18 protein-coding genes are annotated in these 22,614 nt (G+C 66.9%); 7 read left to right on the top strand and 11 right to left on the bottom strand.

The genetic code is table 11. The features are described from left to right. Positions 1 to 117: 117 nt before the first annotated feature. From AruCF_RS22785 to AruCF_RS22835, 11 genes are all read right to left on the bottom strand, one after another. Entirely contained in the window at positions 118 to 1,476 is a 1,359-nt protein-coding gene (locus AruCF_RS22785; protein WP_049076385.1) for a TolC family outer membrane protein, read from the bottom strand. Then, on the bottom strand, positions 1,473 to 2,825 hold the full coding sequence (locus AruCF_RS22790; RefSeq protein WP_053086027.1) for an HlyD family type I secretion periplasmic adaptor subunit: 1,353 nt from the start codon (positions 2,823 to 2,825) through the stop codon (positions 1,473 to 1,475). The genes AruCF_RS22785 and AruCF_RS22790 overlap by 4 nt, the downstream gene beginning before the upstream one ends. Then, complete coding sequence (locus AruCF_RS22795; RefSeq protein ID WP_049076388.1) at positions 2,822 to 4,744, bottom strand: type I secretion system permease/ATPase; 1,923 nt, start codon at positions 4,742 to 4,744, stop codon at positions 2,822 to 2,824. Before AruCF_RS22795 ends, AruCF_RS22790 begins: the two co-directional genes overlap by 4 nt. A gap of 135 nt (positions 4,745 to 4,879) precedes the next feature. Continuing rightward, positions 4,880 to 5,491, bottom strand: coding sequence for a heme acquisition protein HasA (locus AruCF_RS22800; RefSeq protein ID WP_049076390.1), 612 nt, complete (start codon positions 5,489 to 5,491; stop codon positions 4,880 to 4,882). 247 nt (positions 5,492 to 5,738) lie between these two features. Continuing rightward, on the bottom strand, positions 5,739 to 6,335 hold the full coding sequence (locus AruCF_RS22805) for a heme acquisition protein HasA (RefSeq protein ID WP_049076392.1): 597 nt from the start codon (positions 6,333 to 6,335) through the stop codon (positions 5,739 to 5,741). A 142-nt stretch (positions 6,336 to 6,477) separates the two neighbouring features. After that, a complete protein-coding gene (locus tag AruCF_RS22810; protein ID WP_235432704.1) occupies positions 6,478 to 9,654 on the bottom strand; it encodes a TonB-dependent hemoglobin/transferrin/lactoferrin family receptor in 3,177 nt (1,058 codons plus the stop codon). Between the two features lie 197 nt (positions 9,655 to 9,851). Then, positions 9,852 to 11,207 carry a type II toxin-antitoxin system HipA family toxin gene (locus AruCF_RS22815; protein ID WP_049076394.1) on the bottom strand — a complete coding sequence of 452 codons (1,356 nt, stop codon included), beginning with the start codon at positions 11,205 to 11,207 and terminating at the stop codon, positions 9,852 to 9,854. 3 nt (positions 11,208 to 11,210) lie between these two features. After that, entirely contained in the window at positions 11,211 to 11,471 is a 261-nt protein-coding gene (locus tag AruCF_RS22820; RefSeq protein ID WP_049076396.1) for a helix-turn-helix domain-containing protein, read from the bottom strand. Positions 11,472 to 11,605: 134 nt separating this feature from the next. Then, positions 11,606 to 12,625, bottom strand: a complete 1,020-nt coding sequence (locus AruCF_RS22825; protein WP_049076397.1) for a FecR family protein — start codon at positions 12,623 to 12,625, stop codon at positions 11,606 to 11,608. Between the two features lie 70 nt (positions 12,626 to 12,695). Then, positions 12,696 to 13,205: an RNA polymerase sigma factor gene (locus tag AruCF_RS22830; RefSeq protein ID WP_049076399.1), complete on the bottom strand. Its 510-nt coding sequence runs from the start codon at positions 13,203 to 13,205 to the stop codon at positions 12,696 to 12,698. Positions 13,206 to 13,396: 191 nt separating this feature from the next. Next, a complete protein-coding gene (locus tag AruCF_RS22835) occupies positions 13,397 to 14,236 on the bottom strand; it encodes an IclR family transcriptional regulator (RefSeq protein ID WP_049076401.1) in 840 nt (279 codons plus the stop codon). A gap of 395 nt (positions 14,237 to 14,631) precedes the next feature. Between AruCF_RS22835 and AruCF_RS22840 the strand changes: the two genes are divergently transcribed. From AruCF_RS22840 to AruCF_RS22870, 7 genes are all read left to right on the top strand, one after another. After that, positions 14,632 to 15,648 carry a 2-dehydro-3-deoxygalactonokinase gene (locus AruCF_RS22840; protein ID WP_049076402.1) on the top strand — a complete coding sequence of 339 codons (1,017 nt, stop codon included), beginning with the start codon at positions 14,632 to 14,634 and terminating at the stop codon, positions 15,646 to 15,648. After that, entirely contained in the window at positions 15,645 to 16,298 is a 654-nt protein-coding gene (locus AruCF_RS22845; protein WP_049076405.1) for a 2-dehydro-3-deoxy-6-phosphogalactonate aldolase, read from the top strand. The genes AruCF_RS22840 and AruCF_RS22845 overlap by 4 nt, the downstream gene beginning before the upstream one ends. Continuing rightward, positions 16,295 to 17,443: a galactonate dehydratase gene (gene dgoD, locus AruCF_RS22850; protein WP_006391563.1), complete on the top strand. Its 1,149-nt coding sequence runs from the start codon at positions 16,295 to 16,297 to the stop codon at positions 17,441 to 17,443. The genes AruCF_RS22845 and dgoD overlap by 4 nt, the downstream gene beginning before the upstream one ends. Positions 17,444 to 17,475: 32 nt before the next feature. Next, on the top strand, positions 17,476 to 18,786 hold the full coding sequence (locus AruCF_RS22855) for an MFS transporter (RefSeq protein WP_049076406.1): 1,311 nt from the start codon (positions 17,476 to 17,478) through the stop codon (positions 18,784 to 18,786). 230 nt (positions 18,787 to 19,016) lie between these two features. Further along, entirely contained in the window at positions 19,017 to 19,727 is a 711-nt protein-coding gene (locus tag AruCF_RS22860; RefSeq protein WP_049076408.1) for an ABC transporter ATP-binding protein, read from the top strand. After that, a complete protein-coding gene (locus tag AruCF_RS22865) occupies positions 19,724 to 21,112 on the top strand; it encodes an ABC transporter permease subunit (RefSeq protein WP_049076410.1) in 1,389 nt (462 codons plus the stop codon). Before AruCF_RS22860 ends, AruCF_RS22865 begins: the two co-directional genes overlap by 4 nt. A gap of 10 nt (positions 21,113 to 21,122) precedes the next feature. Further along, complete coding sequence (locus tag AruCF_RS22870) at positions 21,123 to 22,583, top strand: ABC transporter permease subunit (protein ID WP_049076412.1); 1,461 nt, start codon at positions 21,123 to 21,125, stop codon at positions 22,581 to 22,583. The last annotated feature ends 31 nt before the right edge of the window (positions 22,584 to 22,614 follow it).

Raw genomic sequence — 22,614 nt, forward strand, 5'->3', positions numbered from 1 at the left:
AGGAAGGCGGGCACGGCGGATGACGAACCGCGCCACGCCAAGCCGCCGCGACCTGCCACGCGCTCGTTGCGCGGTCGCGGGGGCTTTCTCGGCCGCGGCTTCCGTTCAAACACGGAATCAGCCCGCCGCGAACAGCGCGCCGATGCGCGCCACGTCTTCATCGTCCAGCACCCCCGCCTGCCAGCGCAGCGTCAGCCACGCCAACAGATTGTCATAACGCGCGCGGTCCAGTTCGCGCAGCGCCTCGAAGCGCTGGCGCTCCGCGTCCAGCACGTCCAGGTTGGTGCGTTCGCCGCCCAGCACGCTGCGCCGCGTGGCCTGCACGCGCAATGCGGCGGCCTCGGCGGCCTGCCGGTAGGCCGCGATGCGTGCGCGGCTGCTGGCAAAGGTATGGAACTGCCGCGCCAGGTCATCCAGCAACGCCCACGTGGCGGCATCGAGCTTGTGCTGCGCTTCTTCCTGCTCGGCCAGCGCCTGGCCGCTGGCCGCCGACGTGCGCCCGCCGGAATACAGCGGAATGCTGACCTCGATGCCCACCGACCCGGTGTCATAACGTTGCCCGATCTGGTTATCGCCATTGGAATGCGTCAACTGCTTGCGGGCCACCAGCCTGGCCGTCGGCAGATGTCCCGCGCGGGCGGCCTCGTAGCGCTGGCGGCTGGCTTCCAGCAAGTGCCGCTGCGCCAGCAATTCGGGGTTGCTTGCCAGCGCCAGCTCGCGCCACGCCGGCAGGTCACGCCCCTCCACGGCCAGCCCGGCCAGCGCGGCCGCCCGCAAGGGCGCCAGCGGCTGCTCGGCCAGCGCCGGGCCGACGATCGCGCCCAGCGCATTGCGCGCATCGCGCAACTTGTCCCGCGCCTCGATCTCCTGCGCCTGCACCACGCGGGCGCGCGCCTCGATCTCCAACTGATCCGTGCGCGTGCCCTGGCCCGCCGCCACGAAGCGTTCGCTGCGGCGCGCGTCCTCCAGCAACGAACGGCCCTGCGACTGCGTCAATGCCAAGGCTTGCTGCGCGTAGAGCACGGCGGTATACGCCTGCAGCACGCGCACCGCCAGCGCCTGGCGGGCGCGCTGCAACGTCAATCCCCCCGCCTCGGCGCGCTCGCGCCCGGCCCGGTACTGCGCAAAGGCCGCCGCGTCGAACAACGGCTGGCTCAACGTGAAGCCCGAGGTGGAGCTGGCGTAGCGCGACCGTTGCTCCAGCGTGCCAAACCGCGTCTCCTGGCGCGACGACGTATCGTTGCGGGCGCCGCTGTAGTGGTAGCTCAGGTTCGGCAGCAAGCCGCCGCGCCCCAGCGCCTCTTCCTGCGCATCGGCCCGCTGGCGGGCCTGCGCCGCCTGCCAGGTGGGATCGGACGCCAACGCCATCGTGTACGCCTGCTGGAAATCCAGCGCCTGCGCCGCCCCCAACGCGGGCAGCAACAGCGCCCCCATCACCATCCACGCCGCCGCGCGCGCGCCCCGCCAGCGATTCATGCGTCCCCCCACGCCAGCCGCGCACGATCGAGCAAGGGCTTGAACAGATAATTCAGCAGCGAGCGCTCGCCCGTTCGCACGAACACCTCCACCGGCATACCCGCGCGCAGCGGCGCATCGCCAATGCGGCGCAACTGACCCGGCGCCACATCGGCGCGCAGGCGATAGTAGGGACGACCGTTGCGGTCATCATCGAACCGGTCCGCCGACACCAGCGTCACGGTGCCTTCCAGCCGTGGCGTGCGGCTGGCATCAAAGGCGGTGAACATCAGCTCGACCGGCAGGCCCGTGCGCACCTTGTCGATGGACTCCACCGGCAAGCGCCCCTCGACCACCAGCGGCACGTCCTCGGGCACGATCTCCATCAGGCGCGCGCCCGGCTGCACCACGCCACCGACGGTGTGCGCGGCCAGCGCCACCACGGTGCCGCTGACCGGCGCGCGGATCTCGCTGTGCGCCAGATCGAATTCCGCCGCCGCCAGCTTCTGCGTCAACTGTTCGCGCTGCACGCGGGTTTCCGCCAGATCAGTGCGCACCTCGCGCTGGAATGCGTCGCGGCGTTGCTGCCCGCGCAGCGCCAGTTCCGCGATCTGCTGGCGGGTCTGGCCCAGCGCGCCCCGGTCCGAGGCCATGTCACCGTCCAGTTGCGCCAGGCTGCGCTCCAGGTCCAGCACCCGGTTGCGCGGCACGTAGCCTTCGCGCGCCAGATCGCGCAGGTTGCCCACCTGTTCCCGCAACAGGCTGCGTTGCGTGCGCTTGTGCGCCAGCGTCGATTCCAGGCCGGAGGCCAGGGCCCGGCTGCCGGCCAGCGTCGCGTCGATGCCAGCCAGCTCGCCCGCCAGCGCCGCCCGCCGGCTGGCGAACAGTTGGCGCTCCATCGCGTAGGCGGCCGCCGCTTCGGCGTTCGCTTGGGCATCGGGCGGCGCAAGATCATCCCGCCCATCGCGCTCGGCCAGCAGGCGCGCTTCGCGGGCCATGACCGCCGCCTGCTGCGCGCGCAGGCTTTGCGCCTCGCCACGCACCCGGGTGTCGTCCAGCCGCACCAGCGCCTGGCCGGCCCGGACCTGGTCGCCTTCGGCCACCAGCAAGGCGCTCACCACGCCGCCCTCGATGCTGTCCACCGCCTGCCGCTCGCCGGTCACGACGACGATGCCGGGCATCGCCACGCCGTTGTCCAGCGGCGCCCATGCCGCCCATGCCAGGAAGCCGCCAAAGCCCAGCGCCAGCACCCACCAGCCGAAGCGGGCCGACCAGCCGCCATGGTCTTCGGCATCGACCGCGCCCGCATCGCCGTTGTTCAGCTCGGGCCGCAACACCACCACCCGATTGCCCGCGGCGCGCCCCGTCATGCCTTGCCTCCGAGGATTCGCCCCGCAAACGCGCCACCGGCCAACGGATAGACCTGCGCCGCCGACCCGCCCGGGCGCATCTGTCGCGGCGAGCCAGTCACGCCGGACGCCGCCGCCCCCGTCGCGCCGGCCATCGTCGCCGCACGACCGCCCGGCTCGACGGATGCCGTTGGCGGTGATGGCGTCGCCCCGGGCGCTCCCTCGGGCCCCGGCCGCAACACGTCATGGGTGGCGCCGAAGCGCTGCGCGCGGCCATCGCGCAGCAACAGCAAGTGCGTGGTCGCCGCCAGCACCTTGGGCCGGTGCGTCACCAGCACCACCGTCGCGCCGATCTCGCGCAGCCGGCCCAACGCATCGAGCAAGGCCTGCTCGCCCGCGTCGTCCAGGCTGGCGTTAGGCTCATCCAGCACCACCAGGCGCGGCGTGCCGTACAGCGCCCGCGCCAGCGCGATACGCTGGCGCTGCCCGCCCGACAATCCCTGGCCTCCGGCGCCCAACGGCGTGTCATAGCCGCGCGGCAGGGCCAGGATCATGTCGTGCGCGCCGGCCAGCCGCGCCGCGTCGATCACCCGCCGGGCCAACCCCTCGCCATCGCTGTCCGGACCAGGAAAACGCGCGATGTTCTCGGCCACGGTTCCGGAGAACAACTCCACGTCCTGCGGCACATAGCCCAGCCACTCCCCCAGCCGCGCGCGTTCCCATTGCTTCAGGTCGGCCCCATCCAGCCGCGCCGTGCCCAGGCGGGCCGGCCACACACCCGCCACCAATCGGGCCAACGTCGACTTGCCCGCGCCCGACGGGCCGACCACGCCCAGCACCTGCCCCGGCTCCAGCGCGAACGACACGTTCACCAGCGTCGGCTGCGCCGCGCCCGGCGGCGTCACCGTCACGCCCTCCAAGCGCAATGCGCCCTTCGGGTCGGGCAGCGTCAGGCCCGTCAACGGCTTCGGATACGTCGTCAGCAGCTCCTGCAGGCGCCGCCACGCCAGCCGCGTGCCCGCCCATTGCCGCCAGGCGCCGATCACCTGATCGATCGGGCTGAGCACGCGCCCCATCAGGATCGAGCCCGCAATCATCATGCCGGCGCTGACATGGCTTTGCAGCACCAGCCACGCGCCCAGCCCCAGCACCAGCGATTGCAGCGCCATCCGCACCGTCTTCGACAGGCTCGCGATCATCGCCGAGCGCTGGCTTGCCACGCCCTGGCGCCGCACATAGCCCACATGCAGCCGCTGCCAGCGCGCGCGCAACCGGTCCAGCATGCCCATGGCCTGAATGGCTTCGGCATTGCGCAGTTGCCCTTCGGCCTCCACCCCGGCCCGCACCGACAACCCGCCCGCCTCGGCCAACAGCTTGCGCGACACCTGCTCGTTGAGCCACGCCAGCGCCACCAGGATGATGGTCCCCGCCAACGCCAGCGTTCCCATCCAGGGATGGAACAGGAACATCACCAGCAGAAACAGCGGAAACCACGGCGCGTCGAAGAACGCGAACACTGCGCTGCCGGTCAGGAACTGGCGCACGGTGTTCAGGTCATTGACCGCCTGCCCCGCATTGGCGGGCACACCCGCCAGCCCGCGCTGGAACGCCGCTTCGTGCACGCGCCCGGCCAGCGCCGCGTCAAAGCGCGCGCCGATCTGGATGATGACGGCGCTGCGCGCGTAATCCAGCGCGCCCATCAGCGCGAGCAACCCAACGATCATCAGGCTCAGCATCACCAGCGTGAAGACGTTGCCGGACGCCAGCACGCGGTCATAGACCTGCAGCATGTAGAGCGACGGCGCCAGCATCAGCAGGTTGGCAGCGACACTGAACGCGGCCACGCTGTACCAGCCCGTGCGAAAACGCGCGAGGAGCGCCTTGATATCCAGCGCGCCCCCTTCCGGTGCCGCGCCCGCGCGCTTCTGGTCTTGCTGCATGGTCGTGTGTCCTTGTCCGGCTGGAGGGCCGGGAGTTGCGGAATGAATAAACAAAAAGACGGTCGCGGCGGGGATAGGCCCGCCGCGACCGTGGCCCCGCGTGGCCGAGACGCCGCGGGGAAACTCACGGAAGGGTTATGCCGCCAGGGCGAGGTCGGTTTCGGTGGCGAAATTGTGGCCGACGAGGTCGGCGATGGACATGGTGATATCCAGGCCGTTGGCTTCCAGGGCGGTAGTCAACCCGCCATGCGTGCCGCTGCCAAGCCTGTCATCCGCACCGTCAACCGAACCGTTCATCAGACCCCAGATGACGTCATGGGTGTCATTGGCTCGTCCCTCGGAGACATCACCAACAATGGGTTGATCGAACGTGAACGTAATGAGAGGGTCCACGATCTGACCTTTCGTCACGCCGCCCCCCAACGTAATGGATTCGATCGATCCCCACAGCGTATGCGAGGTCGGACCATCGCTCATGGAGCCGCTGAATGGCGGGAAGTAGTAGTGCAGATCGCCCGTAGCCACAAACGCATAGTGTGCAGGGTCTGTGCTGCTATACGCATAACTCGTGCCGCTGAAAAAACTGAACCAGCCCCCGCCGTAGAACGTGCCCGAGTTCGACGCGGAGACGTGTTCCCCCGCTACGCCGTTCGTTTCGAAGGCATGTAGTACCTCACTCAGCGAGCTTTCCGCCGTCGAGCCATCTGGAAGGTGATGCTCGTCGAAATTACTGATGCTTACGGTCATATCGATACTCCTGGATTTCCGGTAGTGAACTTGTGCCGCGCCATGGCCGGCCTGAACGGCGAAGTACTGCTCATACGTCGCCCATGCGAGTGAATCGCACGATTTCTGATGGGGTCACTCTCTAGCTACCGCATCACCGCTTACCCCGGGAGAGGGGCAGACTGCGTAGTACGGTCTAGGCTTGGAATAATCGACCCCTCTGAGCTGCTGCCTTGCACCCACGGGGTGCAAGGCAGCAGCAGCCGGATCAAGCCGCCAAGGCAAGGTCAGTTTCGGTGGCGAAATTGTGGGCCACCAAATCAGCGACGGAGTGAGTAACGAAGTCGTTCCCCAAGGCCGCGAGCAGACCACCATGGGTATCAACACCAGCCTTGGTGTCGTCAATACCATCGACGTGACCGTTCATCAAACCCCAGATGATGTCGTGCACGTCGTTACCTCGCCCTTCAGCAACGTCGCCGAAAATCGGTCCATCGAACGTGAACGTAATCAGCGGGTCCACCATGTGACCTGCCTTGTCCACGCCGGCACCCAGCGTGATCGAGTCCAACTCGCCCCATACCGTATGCGCGGTCGGGCCATCACCCGCGTGGCCGCTGAACGGGGGGAAGAAGTAATGTATGTTGCCCTCGGCCACGAAGGCATAGTTGGGGACCGCTTTGCTGGTGTAGGCGTACTCGGTGCCGTTGAACATGTTGCCGCCGAAGAAGCCTCCCGAATTCGGCATGTTGGTGTGTTCGCCTTCCACACCCGTGCTCTGGAACGCAAGCAGCATGTCCATGAGCGAGCCCTCCATCGTTGCAGCGCTGAGGTGGTCATCGATATAGCTGATGAAAGCAGTCATGGTTGAAATTTCCTATAGATAAAGATTGCACCGGGAACAGCCTACCCGGCGAGGCCGGCGTCGCAGCCTGCGAACGCCGTACATGCGACAACGCATGTTCCTTGCGCGGGTCGCGATGAGCGGACCCGCAACGATTCCTGTGTTAGAAGCGCACCTCCATCCCCAGCGTCACCGCGCGGCCTGGCGCGAAGGTACGTGCCAGGGCGTCGGAATACCCTTCCACATACATGCGGTTGGTCAGGTTCTCGACCGAGGCCATCAGCTTGACGTTGGCGTTGGCCTGGTAGCTGGCGTACCAATCCCAAGTGGTGTACTTGAACCAGACTTGGGAGCCGCCGGCGTCGCGGTTGTACCAACCTTCGCCGCTGTAGTTGAAGCGCACACCGGTATCCAGCTTGCGCTCCAGTAGCCGCACGCCAACCAGGACCATGCCCTTGTCAACCGGCTTGGCGATGGCGCTGTTGAAGACGAAGTTGCCGCACTCGACCCGGTCGTCGGCCCACGCCCGCCAAGAGTCATACCCCTGTGCAACGGCGTCGTTGTGCTGCGATGGGTAGCTGCCGTCCGCATTGGGTTGGTCATATTTGTTGGGCCCCGACCCCAGGAAGTACAGGTCTTCGCAGAACTTGTTGGCGCCACCCAGGTAATGCGTGTAGCTCACGCCACCGTAGAGCCAGCCGGCGTCATAGCGCCCTTCCAGCTCCAACCCGCGGAACTGGGTGCGGGTGCGATTGTTGACGAAGGCGGTCAGCCCCGGCAGGGGTAGCCTTTCCAGTCCAGCGCCAGGCTGCACCACATCCATCGAGGAGAACATATAGTTGTCGGCTCGCGTGTCGAAATACCCGACCTTGAGCGACAAATTGTCGTCATCCAGCGCAACATCCTTGAATATGGTGTTGACGCCCACCTCCCAGGTTTGGGAGGTCTCGACATCCAACAGGGGATTGGGCAGGATCGTGGCGAATCCCTGCGTGGGATGGCTGCCGACCATCAGCAATTCATTGATGGCCGGGGGACGCCACGATTTTCCCCAACTGCCATACAACTCCAGCCAACGGGCGGGACGGATAGCGACGGACAGCGCCGGCAGCAGCTTGCCGGCGCTACGGTCAACGTCGTAATCGTATAGGGCAGGCTGGTCCTCCAGCCATCGGGATGGATAGGCAGCTTCTAGTTCGCGCTTGCGACCGCCAATGCTGCTGAGGTGCTCCACCGAGGTCTTGCCCGTACGTACCCACGTCACCTTGCCGCTCGGGTCGATCTTCTTTTCAAGAGAGTAGAAAAGGTAGGCCGGATCGGCGTCCCACCACGCTTTCAAGGCCGCCAGGTCACCAGTCCGCGCGATGCGGCAGCCTTCCCTATAAATCTCTCTGTAGTTTTCGTCGCGCGTCAGATTCGTGCCGCCGGCCGCCTGTGCGCACGCCGACTGCTCAACCTTATCGACGGTGCTTTGGTAAATCCGCGTCGTACCCGGCGTCTGAGTCCTGCCCTTGGCCTGGTAGCGCTCATAGCGCAGGCTCGCGGAGATCGTATAGAAATCGTGTTCCAGCTTTAGCTCGGCGAAGAGGCTACCCATGCTGCGACGGCCTCGCGGATTTAGCGCGTCCTTGCCATCCAGGCCGAAGGGCTGGACCTCACGCCCCTCGACGTGCCAGCGCTGGGTAGAGGTGGTGCGATCCGTGAAGTACTCGATGCCGTAGTTGGCGCTGAGCAGCGCTTTCTCTCCCACCGTGAACCGCGATGTGTTGTCCAGTTGAAAACCTGTGGTTTGGGTGCGCAGGCGGCTGTCCCGATCGAATCCGTACTGTGAACAGATGTCCTTCGCATAAGACGAGAACTTGGTCTTGGTGTTGTCGCACGTGCCGGTGCCGGCGCTGTTCCAGTACTCGGTGTTGATGTTCTCGCGGATCAGCGCTGGATCGGTGACCGAGCCAAATGCGGCGGATTTCGGATAATTCGGTGTCGTATGGTTCTTGATGCGGGTATCGACGGCATAGAGCTTTACGTTCAAGTCCAGCCACAGGTTGTCGGCCGGCTTGAGCTTGTAGTCCAGCGCGAAGCTGTTGGATTGCGCGTTGGAAGATCCCAGCTTGCGCCAGGCGGTGCCGCTCTCCTGCACAGCGAGATTGGCGTCCATGGTGTAGGAATAACCCACTTGCGTGCCGACATAGCTGAATTGCAGGGACGAGGCGTCATTCAATTTCCAGCGCGCCTTGAACAGGCTGGAGTCCTGCTCCTGGGCGGCAAATTTCACGTCGTTGTATTCGACCTTGCCGATGCCTCTGCCCTCGCTGTCAGTTACCCAAACCGAGTTCTGGCCTGAAGCGCCGCCATATGCGCCAATCCGATAATCCCCGATCGACCGCCGCGACACCGCCGCCATCACTTCCAGGTTCTCACCCGCACGCGCCGCGCCCGCCGCGCTGCCGATGAAATTGACCCCGTTACCCTGGTATCCCATCCCGGACGTGCCGCGCAGTTTCAGACCGATATCCCTGCCCTCGCGCAGCACATCCCCAAAATCCAGCGTGCGGAAATCCACGCTTCCCGCCATCGCGCCGGTGCCATGCACCCCACGCACCACGCCTCGCTCTACCACGGCCTCGGACAGGAGTTCCGAATCGACATACATTTCTCCATTACGTTGCATGTGCCCGTTCTGCACGAAATCCTGGCGCATGCCGTCGATCATCATGTTGACGCGGCCGAAGTCCTGCATGCCGCGGATGTTGATCGACAGACCGGGGTTCTGGCGGTTGACGGCGCTGGCGACGCCGGGGGTGTCCTGGATGAGTTCGGCGGCGTGGCGCACCGGCACACGGTCCATTTCTTCACGCGTGACGATGCTGACGGCGCGGGGGGCCTGATAGACGCGCTCGTTGACATCGTTGCCGCGCACCACAACGGGCGCCATCGAGTACACCCGCGCACGCGCGCCGGGACCGTTGTCGACCAGTTGCACGTTCGGTCGGACAGCGCCCGCGGTCCGGCGATAGCGGTAGCCGATAGGACTGTTTCCCAGCAACCGGGTCAGGCCGGTCTCGACGTTGAAGCTGCCTTTGAGGGAGACACTGGTGTAGGCTGACAAATCGACGTCGTTCATGTACAGGTCAACGCCAGCCTGACGCGCGAATGCCAGCACGGCCTGCGCCATCGCTTGAGCCGGGATGTCGAAAACGAACGTCCGTTGACGTTCATCGTCCTGCCGATCGGCGGGCTCCGCCATGCCCGCGGCACGCTCCTGGGTTTGCGCCATGGACACGCACGGCAGCGTCAACGCGCCTGCGGCCAGCATGCGACTCACAATACGGAACGTCACCTGTCTTCTCTTCACTTTCGTCTCTGGTTGCCTCTGATGCAAACGCGCATCATTACCATTAACGTTTGAGAATCGAAGTTCAGTAAAAAAAGTTCGAAAAAGGCAGTTCCCAGAGGGAGAGCGGTGCGAAGGCGTCCTGACTTCGTCTTACTCAGGGCCGTGCATCCGGGCCAAGCGTATCTCGCGGCGGCCGGTGATTACCCAGCCAGTTTTTCCGCCGCGGCTTGCAGCCCGCCGAGAATGCTGTCCGCGAGCGCTTCGGGAAATCCGGTTGGAATCAGTTCGCTGACGGTGCGTATCACCTGCCCGGTCCGGGCGACCAGGTCGTCGATCACGAAACGCGCGTCGCGCCCGTCCGGCGTGACGACGCCATGCTCGGCGCCCAGCGCCAGCCAGTGCCTGCGTTGAATGTCCTGCATCTTCCAGTGCGGATTCCTGGTGCGCACGGCCATGGCCATTCTTGCCTTGAACGGCGACAGCTGATTCGCGCGCGCTCCCATGACGGGGTAGGCGGACAGCACATCGTAGAGCGGCGCAAGCTCGTAAGCGCCGCCCGGGCGCAGGAAGATGCTGAAATTCTTGGCGTGCCCATCCGTGGCGCGCAGCATCCAGAAGATAACCTGTGCCTGAAAGAAGATCCGCCGATCACGGTCAGGATCCAGGGACGTGGACAGCAGCCTCATGATGGGCCCCATGCCCGGCCCGCCATCCGCCTCGTATTTAAGATGCGGCGGTGTGCCCGTCGCCTGGCACATGTCTTCCTGCGGCAGCCGCAGCAGCCAAGGTTGCCCCGTCGACCGACGGGCCCAGCGCCGGTCGAAGCGCTCGACGGCCAGCACTTTCATGTCCTCGAACAACAGCGGTTGCGTGCGCGCCACCGGCTGGCCGTAGGCGCGCAGGATCTCCGAGCATAACCATTCGTTCTCGACCGAGTCGCTCATGTCGTACTGAAGATTGCCGACCCGACCCAAGGGCATTTTGAGGATGTGCGAGGTCGGGGTCGCGCCATGTGGCAGACACCATCGACCATCGAACCACAGCAAAGCCGTCTTCTCCTGGGCGCCCGCGATGGAAATGCGGAAGTCGTCGGTATCGGTGGCGCCGGCGCCGCCGAAGGGCGTCGGCGCAAGGGTGTTGCGCAGTACCTGCGCCACTTCGGCCTCGCTCAGCGGCGTCGCGTTAAGCACGCGCGCGTCCTGGGGCGGCGTGGCATCAGGCAGCACCTGCAATGCGCCCGCGCAATCACGGCCCACTTCGGCAAGCAGCGTGAACGCATCGGTTGCGGTCGCATGGAATCGCCGCGCGACACGCTCGCGGATTTGCCGGCTGTGGGGCAGCAGGTTCTCAAAGTAGGTGCGAACCGCTTCCCCGCGATGCGGCGGGTTGCCGGGCGTGAAGGGAAGCGACAGCGAGAGCGGCCTGCCTTGATCGGCGCTGACCCAGGCGTCGGCGTATTGCAGGATGTCGCCGGCGCGGGGCTGCACGCTCCAGGTGCCGACCATGGCGCCATTCATCCAGAGGTGCAGGGACTGTGTGTGCGAGCGACGTCCCATGGCTCACCAGTCCTGATCGGACACCTGCCGGCTTGCCGGCGGTTCATCGGGTTCGCGCAACACCAGTTCCACGCCCAGGATGCTCAGCAATTGCAGGAGCCGATCCGCACCGACCTTTTCCGCATTGCGCTCCAAGGCGGAAAGCGTCTGTTGCGTGATACCCAGCCGCAAAGCAGCGGCGGCCTGGGTCAGCCCGGCCTTTTTTCGGAATGCCTGAAGCAATGCCGGCAATTGCTCCGCGGTGCGTACGGTGTAGTCGGCCATACACGTCTCACGCTGTTTTTCAGGTTTACAAAGCATAGGCTGTAAATGGCGTATACGCAATATAGGCTGTATTTCACACATACAAATCATGATTTGTTTTTTGAATTTACAGCACATGATTTGTATTCGAGAATTCAGTACAGCAGTGTCACCCCCGGCAGCCGCAACCGCGCAAGCCGCAGCTCGCTACAGAGCGTGGCCAGCGCGCCCTCAAGGTTATCCAGGTGGAACAGCGCATTGACCGGCCTGCGCGCCGCGGCGCGGTTCGCCAGGATCAACAGGCCCGGCCGGAAATCGCCGATGCGTTGCAGGACTTGCTCCAGGGGTTCGCCTTCGAAGATGAGATAGCCGTCGGCCCAGGCGGCCCCGCGCGCGGGCGCGACGGGACTGCGGCCGATCCCGGCGGCGTGACTGAAGGTGGCGCTATCGCCGGCTGTCAGCGCCGCGTGGGCAACGCCAGCAGTGGGCGGACGATCCAGCGCGAGTTCGACACGATGCTGCAACACGCCCATCCAGCCGTGGCCGGCATCCTGGCGTCGCACGGCGTAGCGCGTGCCCAGCGCGGTCATGCTGGCGCCCGCGCTTTCCACCACGAACCTGCGCGGCTCGGCCGCCCCCGTGGGCGCCGGCAAGAACACCGCTTCGCCGCGCAGCAGGCGCACCCGGCGGTTCGAGGCGTCGTATGCCACATCGAGCGCGCTGTTGCTGCCCAGCAATACGCGGCTGCCATCCGGCAACGCCAGGGAGCGGATTTCGCCGACGTCGGTGCGATAGTCGACCAACCAGGGTTCGATGAGGTCCGGCCCATTGATCGTGCCGGCGACGACCAAAGCGGCGCATGCCAGCGCCAACGCGCGCCGTCGGGGCGCCATGAGATGCGCTTGGCACCATGCCTCGGCACAGGCACGCCAGGAGAAGCGCCGCGCCGTCGGCGCCGGCTGCGCGAGCAAGGGCGCATCGCGGCAGGCGCCGGCCAGGGCCCAGGTCATTTCGGCATCGGCCAGGGCCGGGCCGTGGCGCGCGTCGCGCGCCAGCCAATGATCGAGGCGGCGTCGTTCAGCCCGGGTGAGCGCGCCGGCCTCCAGGCGCACGGCCCACAGACTGGCCTGGCGACGCAGGCGTCGTTCGCGATGGATACGTGATGGGATCTTCATGAAAGGGATAACGGGCCAGACGCGAAAGACAGTAAAAAAAGTGGCCAGAGCGCACGTTCATTGCGCAGGCTCACGGATCGCGCCCCAGGCGTTCACGCATCAGTTCAAGGGCCATGGCCAAGTGCTTCTGCACCGAACTGGGCGAGATATCCAGATAGCGCGCGGCCTCCGCATGGCTCAGGCCCTCGACGCGGCAGAGCCTGAAAATCTGCCGCGTGCGCGGCGGCAGTTCGGCCAGCGTCGCGGCCAGACGCGCCAGTTGCCGGCGCACGTGCGCATGCACGTCGGGCGCGGCGCGCGGATCGCGCACGCCTTCCAGCAGGTCGTCCGCCGCCATGTCGGTGCGGGATTGATGGTGATTGCGGCGATGGTCGATGAGCAGGCGATTGACGATGGCGTAGAGGTAGGCCAGCGCGCTGTCGTCCGGCGGGAGGTCTTCGTGGTGGGCCAGGAGCCGCGCGAAGCAGTCCTGCACCAGATCGGCGCTGAGTTCGGCTTCGCCGGTTTTCAGGAACAGGTAACGGCGCAGCCGCTCGGCATGGGCGGCATACAGGCGCTCGACATCAGGTTGGGGCGCCACTTGCTCGTCGCCAGGGGTCTACTCAATCGTGATGAGCGTCATTGATGATTGAGCAAGAGACTAGCACCGATAGGCCGCCCCGCCGGTCGCGGCGGCATATGGATTGGTCGGAGATTTGACCGACGCCGGCGGTGCCGGCGGACGGCCCGCGCCATGCGCCGAGGTCGCCCTTTTTTTGCCAGCGCGACGCGTTATGTGCCGGCGTCGCGCGTCTTGGCGGGCCCGCCCTGCACCTTCCAGCCCAGCTCGGCGGAGATGCGCGCCGCCGCGTCCTTCACCACGTCGACCATCTCGTTCATGCGTTCCAACGACATGTACGGCACCGTGCTGGACACGCTGATGGCGGCGACGATGCCGCTGGACGCGTCGCGCACCGGCGCCGCCACGCAGCGGATCGAGGGTTCGTTGTCTTCCAGGTCGAAGGCGTAGCCGTTGGCGGCGTAGTCGCGCATGCGGTCGCGGAAGGCTTCCCAGGTCTGGCGGCCGCCCGGCGCGCGCGAGGACACCGGCGCGCCGACGCGGTGCAACGCCTTCCATTGCGGCTCGTCGGCGTCCAGCAGAAGCGCCTTGCCGACGCCGGTGGCGGCCAATGGCATGCGGTGGCCGACGCGCGAGCGCATCTCCAGTCCCTTCTTGCCGGGGATCTTTTCCAGGTACAGCACTTCGTCGTTGTCGCGCACCGCCAGATGGATGGTGTCGCCGGTCTCGGCGGCCAGGCCGTCCAGGTACGGACGCGCCAACGTCGCCATGGGAAAGGCTTCGCGCGCCTGGAAGCCGAGTTCGATCAGCTTGGGGCCCAGCACGTAGCCGACGCCGGGAAGCGAGCGCAGGTAGCGCTCCTGCACCAGGCAACTGGCGAGCCTGTGCGTGGTGCTGCGCGCCACGCCGATGTGGGCGCAGATGTCCTTGAGGTCGCGCGCGCCGGAGGCGACGGCCTGGATCACGCCCAGCCCGCGCATCAGGGTCTGCGTGCCGGCGGGCGCCGCGGCGTCGGGATCGTAGGCGGGAGAGGCGGGCGAGGAATCGGACATGAGAAAGGAGTGTGAATCGAAACGTGGACCGGGCGGCGAAGACCGGCGGGAGGGCATGGCAAGCGGTATTACGCGGCAGACGGCCAGGGGCAAGCGGCAAGCGGCAAGCGGCAAGCGGCAAGCGGCAAGCGGCAAGCGGCCGGATTGGCTGCGCAAAGCCGCGGCATGGGGAATTTTTGCCACTCGCTGTTTTTCCCTATATATGGGATTTAATTCTATATTTTGAGATTTTTCAAGCGCTGATCTAGAATTTTTCCCAGCCCGTCCGCCGCCGCCCCGGCGCCGTCGCGGGCCTGACGACAACAAGGCTGGCCAGCCCCTGACTGCCGCGTACGCCGCGAATGCGCGCGCCCGCGCGCCCAGCGCGCCGCCGGCCCGAGACGAGACAGATTCTGATGACAACCGGATCGCCTGCCCGCGCGGCTCTCATAGCGCTGGACTGGGGCACCTCTTCGTTGCGCGCCTACCGCCTCGATGGCGCCGGCCGCACGCTGGATACCCGCCATCTGCCGTGGGGCATCATGCGCCTGCCGCAACCCTTGCAGGACGGCGCGGCCACGCCCAGCGGCCAATCGGGCTTCGAACTGGCGTTCGAGCAGGCCTGCGGCGACTGGCTGCGGGCAGAGCCCCATCTTCCCGTGATCGCTTGCGGCATGGTCGGCAGCGCGCAAGGCTGGCGGGAAGCCGCCTACCTGGACGTGCCGGTGGACCTTGAACGCATCGGCACCCTGCTGACCCGCGTCGAGCGCAACGGCGCCACGCCCGTGCACATCGTGCCGGGCCTGATCCAGCGACATGGCCTGCCCAACGTCATGCGCGGCGAAGAAACGCAGGTCTTCGGCGTGCTGTTCGACCAGGCCGACGACCCCGCCGACAGCGTGCTGATCGGCTTGCCCGGCACCCATTCGAAATGGGTCAACGCGCGTCGCGGCCAGGTCACGCATTTCGACACCTTCATGACCGGCGAGGTTTACGCCGCGCTGCGCGGCCACACCATCCTGGGCCGCACCATGATCGAGGCGCCGACCTCCGACATGGCGGCCTTCGAGCGCGGCCTGAAGGTGGCTGGCGTGCCGGCCGGCCGCGCCGGCGTGCTGTCGACGATCTTCAGCACCCGCGCGCTGGGGCTGACCGGCGAACTGGCCGGCGTGTCGCAGGCCGATTACCTGTCGGGCCTGCTGATCGGCCATGAGATTTCCGCGCTGGCCGACATGCTGCGGCTGCAGGGCGAGCTGCCGCGCATCGTGGTGTGCGGCGACGACGCGCTGTGCCAGCGCTACATCCTGGCGCTGCGGCACTACGGCCTGGGCACGCCGCGACTGGCGCAACACGCCACCGAACGCGGCCTGTGGCACCTGGCGGTTTCCGCCGGACTGGTGCCCGTCCCCTCTTCTTCCGAGACCACATCATGACCCATACCGGACTGCAAACCGCCATGGCCCATTGCGGCCTGATCGCCATCCTGCGCGGCATCACGCCCGCCGAGGCCGTGCCCGTCGCGCAAGCGCTGTACGAGGCGGGCTTTCGCCTGATCGAGGTGCCGCTGAATTCGCCGGAACCGCTGGCGAGCATCCGCGCCATGCGCGACGCGCTGCCAGCCGACTGCCTGGTGGGCGCCGGCACGGTGCTGAACCCCGATGACGTGGCCCGCATCAAGGACGCCGGCGGCGAGCTGATCGTCATGCCGCACAGCGACCTGGCCGTGGTGCGCGCGGCCAAGGCCGCCGGCCTGGCCTCGTGCCCCGGCGTGGCCACGCCGACCGAAGCCTTCGCCGCGCTGGCCGCCGGCGCCGACGTGCTCAAGATGTTCCCTGCCGAACAGCTCGGCCCGGCCGTGCTCAAGGCCTGGCGCGCGGTGATGCGCCCGCCGATCGCGCTGGTGCCGGTGGGCGGCATCACCCCCGACAACCTTTCCACTTACGCGCAGGCGGGCGCCAGCGGCTTCGGCCTGGGCTCCGCCTTGTACAAACCCGGCCTGTCGGCCACCGAAGTCGGCCAGAACGCGCGCGCTTTCATCGCCGCCTGGCAACGCGCCTATCCCGCCCAGGAGACCCAAGCATGAAGATCACCAAGCTCACTACCTACATCGTGCCGCCGCGGTGGTGCTTCCTGAAGATCGAGACCGACGCCGGCATCGTCGGTTGGGGTGAACCCGTGGTGGAAGGCCGCGCTCATTCCGTGGCCGCCGCCGTCGAGGAACTGTCGGACTACCTGATCGGCAAAGACCCGCGCAACATCGAGGACCACTGGACCGTGCTGTATCGCGGCGGCTTCTACCGCGGCGGCGCCATCCACATGAGCGCGCTGGCCGGCATCGACCAGGCGCTGTGGGACATCAAGGGCAAGGACCTGGGCGTGCCGGTGTCGCAACTGCTGGGCGGCAACGTGCGTGACCGCATCCGCGTGTATTCGTGGATCGGCGGCGACCGGCCGGCCGATACCGCCGCGGCCGCCAAGGGCGCGGTCGAGCGCGGCTTCACGGCCGTCAAGATGAACGGCACCGAGGAACTGCAGTACATCGATTCGTTCGACAAGGTCGAGAAGTGCCTGGAGAACGTGGCCGCCGTGCGCGATGCGGTCGGCCCCAACGTCGGCATCGGCGTCGACTTCCACGGCCGCGTGCACAAGCCGATGGCCAAGGTGCTGATGAAGGAACTGGACCCGTTCAAGCTGATGTTCATCGAAGAGCCGGTGCTGAGCGAACACTACGAGGCGCTGAAGGAACTGGCGCCGCTGACGTCCACGCCGATCGCGCTGGGCGAGCGCCTGTTCTCGCGCTGGGACTTCAAGCGCGTGCTGGCCGACGGCTACGTCGACATTATCCAGCCCGATCCGTCGCACGCCGGCGGCATCACCGAAACGCGCAAGATCGCCGCCATGGCCGAGGCCTACGACGTGGCGCTGGCGCTGCACTGCCCGCTGGGCCCGATCGCGCTGGCCACCTGCCTGCAGATCGACGCCGGTTGCTACAACGCCTTCATCCAGGAACAGAGCCTGGGCATCCACTACAACGCCGCCAACGACTTGCTGGACTACGTCAGCAACCGCGAAGTGTTCGCCTACGAGAACGGCATGGTCGCGATTCCGCAGGGCCCCGGCCTGGGCATCGAGGTCAACGAGGAATACGTGAAAGAACGCGCGGCGGTGGGCCATCGCTGGCGCAACCCCATCTGGCGCCACGCCGACGGCAGCTTCGCCGAGTGGTAAGCCGGTAGAAAAAAGCGAAAGAGGAGACCCCCTTGACCACCGCCACCCACCCGGGCCTGCAAAGCGCCCAGCGGCCGACGCGCAGCCGCTATCTCATCATGGTGATGCTGTTCATCACCGTCGTCATCAACTACCTGGACCGCAGCAACCTGTCCATCGCCGCGCCCGCGCTCAAGGACGAGTTCGGCCTGGACACGGTGCACGAAGGCCTGATCCTGTCGGCCTTCGGCTGGACCTACGCCGCCATGCAGATCCCCGGCGGCTGGCTGGTGGACCGCGTGTCGCCGCGCGTGCTGTACGCGGCCGCGCTGATCCTGTGGTCGGCGGCGACGTTCTTCATGGGGTTTGCCGGCAGTTTCGTGATCCTGTTCGTGCTGCGCCTGGCCGTGGGCGCGCTGGAAGCGCCCGCCTATCCGATCAACAACCGCGTCGTCACGACCTGGTTTCCGGAAAAGGAACGGGCCACCGCCATCGGCTTCTACACCTCGGGCCAGTTCGTCGGCCTGGCGTTCCTGACGCCGGTGCTGGCCTGGCTGCAGCATCACTACGGCTGGCACATGGTGTTCGTCAGCACCGGCCTGCTGGGCATCGTCTGGGGCGTGCTGTGGTACCTGATCTACCGTGAACCGCGTCAGTTCAAGGGCGCCAATGCGGCCGAAATCGAGCTGATCCAGCAAGGCGGCGGCGTCGTGGACCTGGACAAGCGTGTGACCGAGAAGAAGGCCCCCTTCAACTGGAACGACCTGGGCCTGGTGATGAGCCAGCGCAAGCTGTGGGGCGTGTACCTGGGCCAGTTCTGCCTGACCTCGACGCTGTGGTTCTTCCTGACGTGGTTCCCCACCTATCTGGTGAAGTACCGCGGCATGGACTTCATCAAGTCGGGCTTCCTGGCGTCGGTGCCGTTCCTGGCGGCGTTCATCGGCGTGCTGTGCTCGGGGGTGCTGTCGGACTTCCTGATCCGCCGCGGCGCCACCGTGGGCCTGGCGCGCAAGCTGCCGATCATCCTGGGGCTGCTGATCTCGACGTCGATGATCGGCGCCAACTTCACCGACTCGACGCCATGGGTGATCTTCTTCCTGGCGGTGGCGTTTTTCGGCAACGGCCTGGCGTCGATCACCTGGTCGCTGGTGTCGGCGCTGGCGCCGGTGCGGCTGCTGGGGCTGACCGGCGGGGTGTTCAACTTCGTGGGCAACCTGTCGTCGATCTGCACGCCGATCGTGATCGGCTTCCTGGTGTCGAAGGACAGCTTCGCGCCGGCCATCGTGTATGTGTCGTCGCTGGCGCTGCTGGGCGCGCTGTCGTACATCCTGCTGGTGGGCAAGGTGGAGCGGATCGAGGCCTGACCGGCGCGCACCGCTGCCGCAATGACGAAGGGCGCCCACGTGGGCGCCCTTCTGCTTTGGGTCGTTGTTTTTGCCAGAGTTCCGCGCGAGGAATGGCAATATAATCACGTTATGTTATATCATCCCCAACGATAGAAATTCCCAATGGATCGGAAGCCCCGCGCCGGCGCCCCCGCTCCCCCACCCCCTCCCTTGAATTTCCGGCATCTTCGGACGAAGAAGGATTTGCAGTGCTCGAAGCCATCGGCCTGACCAAACGCTACGGCGACCAGATCGCCCTCCACCCGCTGAACCTGCGCATCGAGCCTGGCGAAATCTATTGCCTGCTGGGCGCCAATGGCGCCGGCAAGACCACCACCATCAACCTGTTCCTGAACTTCATCGCGCCCGACGGCGGCCAGGCCCTGATCCATGGGCTGGACGTGGCGCGCGAGCCGCTGGCCAGCAAGCGCCACGTGGCGTACATCCCGGAACAGGTCAATCTGTACGGCACCCTGACCGGGCTGGAAAACCTGCGCTACTTCGCGGCGCTGGCGCTGGGGGAAGCGCCGCCACGGGCCCGGCTGCTGGAACTGCTGGCCGAGGTCGGACTGGACCAGGCCGCCGCGGACAAGCGGGTGGCCGCCTATTCCAAGGGCATGCGCCAGAAGGTGTGGATCGCCGTGGCGCTGGCCAAGAATGCCCGCGCGCTGCTGCTCGATGAGCCGACCTCGGGCCTGGATCCCTCCGCCGCCGCGGAGTTCACGCGCCTGCTGCAACGCGCCGCCGAGCGCGGCGTCGCCATTCTCGCCACCACGCACGACCTGTTCCATGCGCGCCAGACCGCCACCCGCATCGGCATCATGAAACGCGGGCGCCTGGTCGAAAACCTGGACGCCCGCCAGCTCGGCGACCTCGACCTGCAGGCCCTCTACCTGACGCACATGAGGACAGAGGCATGATCCTCCTGATCGCTCTCAAGGACCTGCGCGAACGCCTGCGCGACGGCCGGCTCTACTGGGCCGGCGGCATCGTCGCGGTGCTGTTGATGACAGCCCTGGCCGTCGGCTACCTGCATCAGCAGGAAGCGCGGGCCGAACAGGCGGCCGCCCAGAACACCGACTACAGCGACTGGCTGCGCCAGGGCGCGCGCCACCCGCACGACGCCGCGCACCAGGGCATGCACGTCTTCAAGCCGGACACCACGCTGGCGCTGCTGGACCCCGGCATCAATCCGTACATCGGCAGCACGGTGTGGCTGCAAGCGCACCGGCAGAGCGAAGTCAAATTCCGGCCGGCGCAGGATGCCACGGGACTGCAACGCTTCGGCGACCTGTCCGCGGCGTGGATCCTGCAGGCGCTGGGACCGCTGCTGGTGATCGTGCTGGGCTTCAACGCATTTTCGGGCGAACGCGAGCAAGGCATCCTGCGCCAGACCCTGAGCCTGGGCGTCGCGCCCTGGCGGCTGCTGTGGGGCAAGGCCACGGCCCTGGCCATGAGCCTCGGCCTGCTGCTGGCGCCCGCCGCGCTGGTCGCCATTGCCGTGGTGTGGCTGGCGGGAGGACGGCTCGACGCGCTGCTGCGGTTCGGCGTCCTGGCGGGTGGCTATGCGATGTACCTGGCGGCCTTCATCTTCGTCACGCTGGGGGTGTCGGCGACGGCGCGCTCGTCGCGCGTGGCGATCACGGTGTTGCTGGCGCTGTGGATCGCCAATACCGTCATCGCGCCGCGCGTCATGGCCGAGCTGTCGCGCGGCCTGTATCCCAGCCCCACGCGCCTCGAATTCAACCAGGCCTTGCAGGACGACCTCAAGGCCACCTCCGACCGCGTCTGGATGCAGGCCTTCGGCACCACCGAACGCTGGAGCCGCGACGTGCCGCTGAACAAATGGGGCCTGGCGCTCAAGCTGGACGACCAATCCAGCTATGCCGTCTACGACCGCCATTTCGGCCGCCTGTGGGACACCTGGGAACGGCAGCAGACCGTGCAGGAATCGGCCGGCTGGCTCATGCCGCTGCTGGCGGTGCGCGCGCTGTCGGCCGCCATGGCCGGCACCGACTTCGCCCATCACCGCGATTTCACCACCGCCGCCGAGCAACAGCGCCGCGTGATCCAGGACATTGTCAGCGCCGACCTGGTGGCGCACGCCGACACGCTGGAACACCAGCACTTCTCATATCAGGCCAGCCCGTCGCTGTGGGCCCGCGTGCCGCCATTCCGCTACCAGCCGCCCGAGGCCGGCTGGGCCTTGCACCAGGCGCGCCTGAGCCTGTTGATGCTGGGCGCCGCGCTGCTGCTGAGCCTGCTTTTTGCCTGGCGCGCCGTGGCCCGCCAGACCGCCCTGTAGGAGACCCCTGGTGCACGATACGCAATTTCGCCGCTTCGGGATGGTCCTGCGGCACGAACTCCGCCTGCTGACGCGCGAGCGCGCGCTGTGGCTGTGCGGCCTGCTGTTCCTGCTGCTGGTGGGCTATGCCGTCTTCAACGGCCTGCTGCAGACCTCGCTGCGCGACGAGGCCCAGGCCGCGCTGGCGCGCGCCGATGCGCAGAACCGCGCCAGCCAGCTGGCCCAGCTAAAGCGCATCATGGACGGCAGCGAAACCCCGACGCCGTTCGGCAACCCGGCCAGCCCCGCCAACATGGGCGGCGGCCTGGGCGCGCACTACGCCATCATGCCCAGCGTGCCGCTGGCCCCCGTGGCGCTGGGCCAGACCGACCTGTTCCCTTCGCAGTTCAAGGTGACCTACGACAGCAAGGTCAACTTCATCCACAACAACGACATCGAAAATCCCTGGCACCTGCTCAGCGGACACTTTGACCTGGCGTTCGTGGTGGTCTACCTGCTGCCGCTGCTGATCTTCGCGCTCGGTCACAACCTGCTGTCCGGCGAAAAAGAAGACGGCACGCTGCGCCTGCTGCTGTCGCAGCCGCTGTCGCTGCTGACGCTGGTCAGCGGCAAGATCGTCCTGCGCGCGGCGGTGCTGCTCGGCGCGGCCGTCCTGCTGCCGGTGGTGGCGCTGCTGATCGCCCGCCCCCAGGCCTTGCAGGCCGCCAGCGCCACGCTGTGGTGGGCGCTGCTGGTGGGCGCCTACGCGCTGTTCTGGTTCGCGGCCGTGGTGGCGGTCAATGCCTACGGCAAGTCCTCGGCCGCCAACGCCATGATCCTGATGGTCGGCTGGGTCCTGCTGGTGCTGGTGGTGCCGGTGATCCTGAACCTGGTGGCGGCCTATGCCAGTCCGGCGCCGTCGCGCGCCGAGCTGGCCACGCGCACCCGCGTGGCCACGGCGCTGGCCATGCGCGACAACGCCGCCCTGCTGTCGACCGACTATGGGCACATGGACAGACCCGACGCGCTGATCCCGCGCGACGGCCACCTGGAAATCACCGGCCGCCCGCTGGGCCATGCGCGGGTCGAGCGCCAGGTGGACGCGGCGATGCAACCCGAGCTGGATCGCTTCGACGCGCAGATGGCGCGCCAGCAGGCGCTGGTCGCCCGGTACAGCGTGCTGTCGCCGGCGGCGGTGGCCTATGAAGGCATCACCGCGCTGGCGGGCACGGGGCAGCGCCGCCACGCGCACTTCATGCGTCAGATCGATGCCTATCACCGGGCCTGGAAGGATTTCTTCCTGCCCCGCATCGAGGCCAGCCGCGCCATCACGCCCGAGGACTTCCCCGGCATGCCGGTCTTCCAGTGGCAGGAAGAGGACCCCGCCGCCGTCCGCGGCCGTGCCCTGCGCGCCCTGCTGCAGCTGCTGGCGCCCGCCGCGCTGCTGCTGGCGCTGGCCGGCTGGCGCCTGCGCCGCTATCGCGTGGTCTAGACACAGGTTTTTCACCCCCATCGAGTTTCGG

Source organism: Achromobacter ruhlandii (assembly GCF_002082135.1).
Lineage (GTDB): Bacteria > Pseudomonadota > Gammaproteobacteria > Burkholderiales > Burkholderiaceae_B > Achromobacter > Achromobacter ruhlandii.

Coding starts and splice junctions, on each gene's coding strand:
- AruCF_RS22785 (WP_049076385.1), bottom strand. CDS start 1,476: ATGAATCGCTGGCGGGGCGCGCGCGCGGCGGCGTGGATGGTGATGGGG.
- AruCF_RS22790 (WP_053086027.1), bottom strand. CDS start 2,825: ATGACGGGGCGCGCCGCGGGCAATCGGGTGGTGGTGTTGCGGCCCGAG.
- AruCF_RS22795 (WP_049076388.1), bottom strand. CDS start 4,744: ATGCAGCAAGACCAGAAGCGCGCGGGCGCGGCACCGGAAGGGGGCGCG.
- AruCF_RS22800 (WP_049076390.1), bottom strand. CDS start 5,491: ATGACCGTAAGCATCAGTAATTTCGACGAGCATCACCTTCCAGATGGC.
- AruCF_RS22805 (WP_049076392.1), bottom strand. CDS start 6,335: ATGACTGCTTTCATCAGCTATATCGATGACCACCTCAGCGCTGCAACG.
- AruCF_RS22815 (WP_049076394.1), bottom strand. CDS start 11,207: ATGGGACGTCGCTCGCACACACAGTCCCTGCACCTCTGGATGAATGGC.
- AruCF_RS22820 (WP_049076396.1), bottom strand. CDS start 11,471: ATGGCCGACTACACCGTACGCACCGCGGAGCAATTGCCGGCATTGCTT.
- AruCF_RS22825 (WP_049076397.1), bottom strand. CDS start 12,625: ATGAAGATCCCATCACGTATCCATCGCGAACGACGCCTGCGTCGCCAG.
- AruCF_RS22835 (WP_049076401.1), bottom strand. CDS start 14,236: ATGTCCGATTCCTCGCCCGCCTCTCCCGCCTACGATCCCGACGCCGCG.
- AruCF_RS22840 (WP_049076402.1), top strand. CDS start 14,632: ATGACAACCGGATCGCCTGCCCGCGCGGCTCTCATAGCGCTGGACTGG.
- AruCF_RS22845 (WP_049076405.1), top strand. CDS start 15,645: ATGACCCATACCGGACTGCAAACCGCCATGGCCCATTGCGGCCTGATC.
- dgoD (WP_006391563.1), top strand. CDS start 16,295: ATGAAGATCACCAAGCTCACTACCTACATCGTGCCGCCGCGGTGGTGC.
- AruCF_RS22865 (WP_049076410.1), top strand. CDS start 19,724: ATGATCCTCCTGATCGCTCTCAAGGACCTGCGCGAACGCCTGCGCGAC.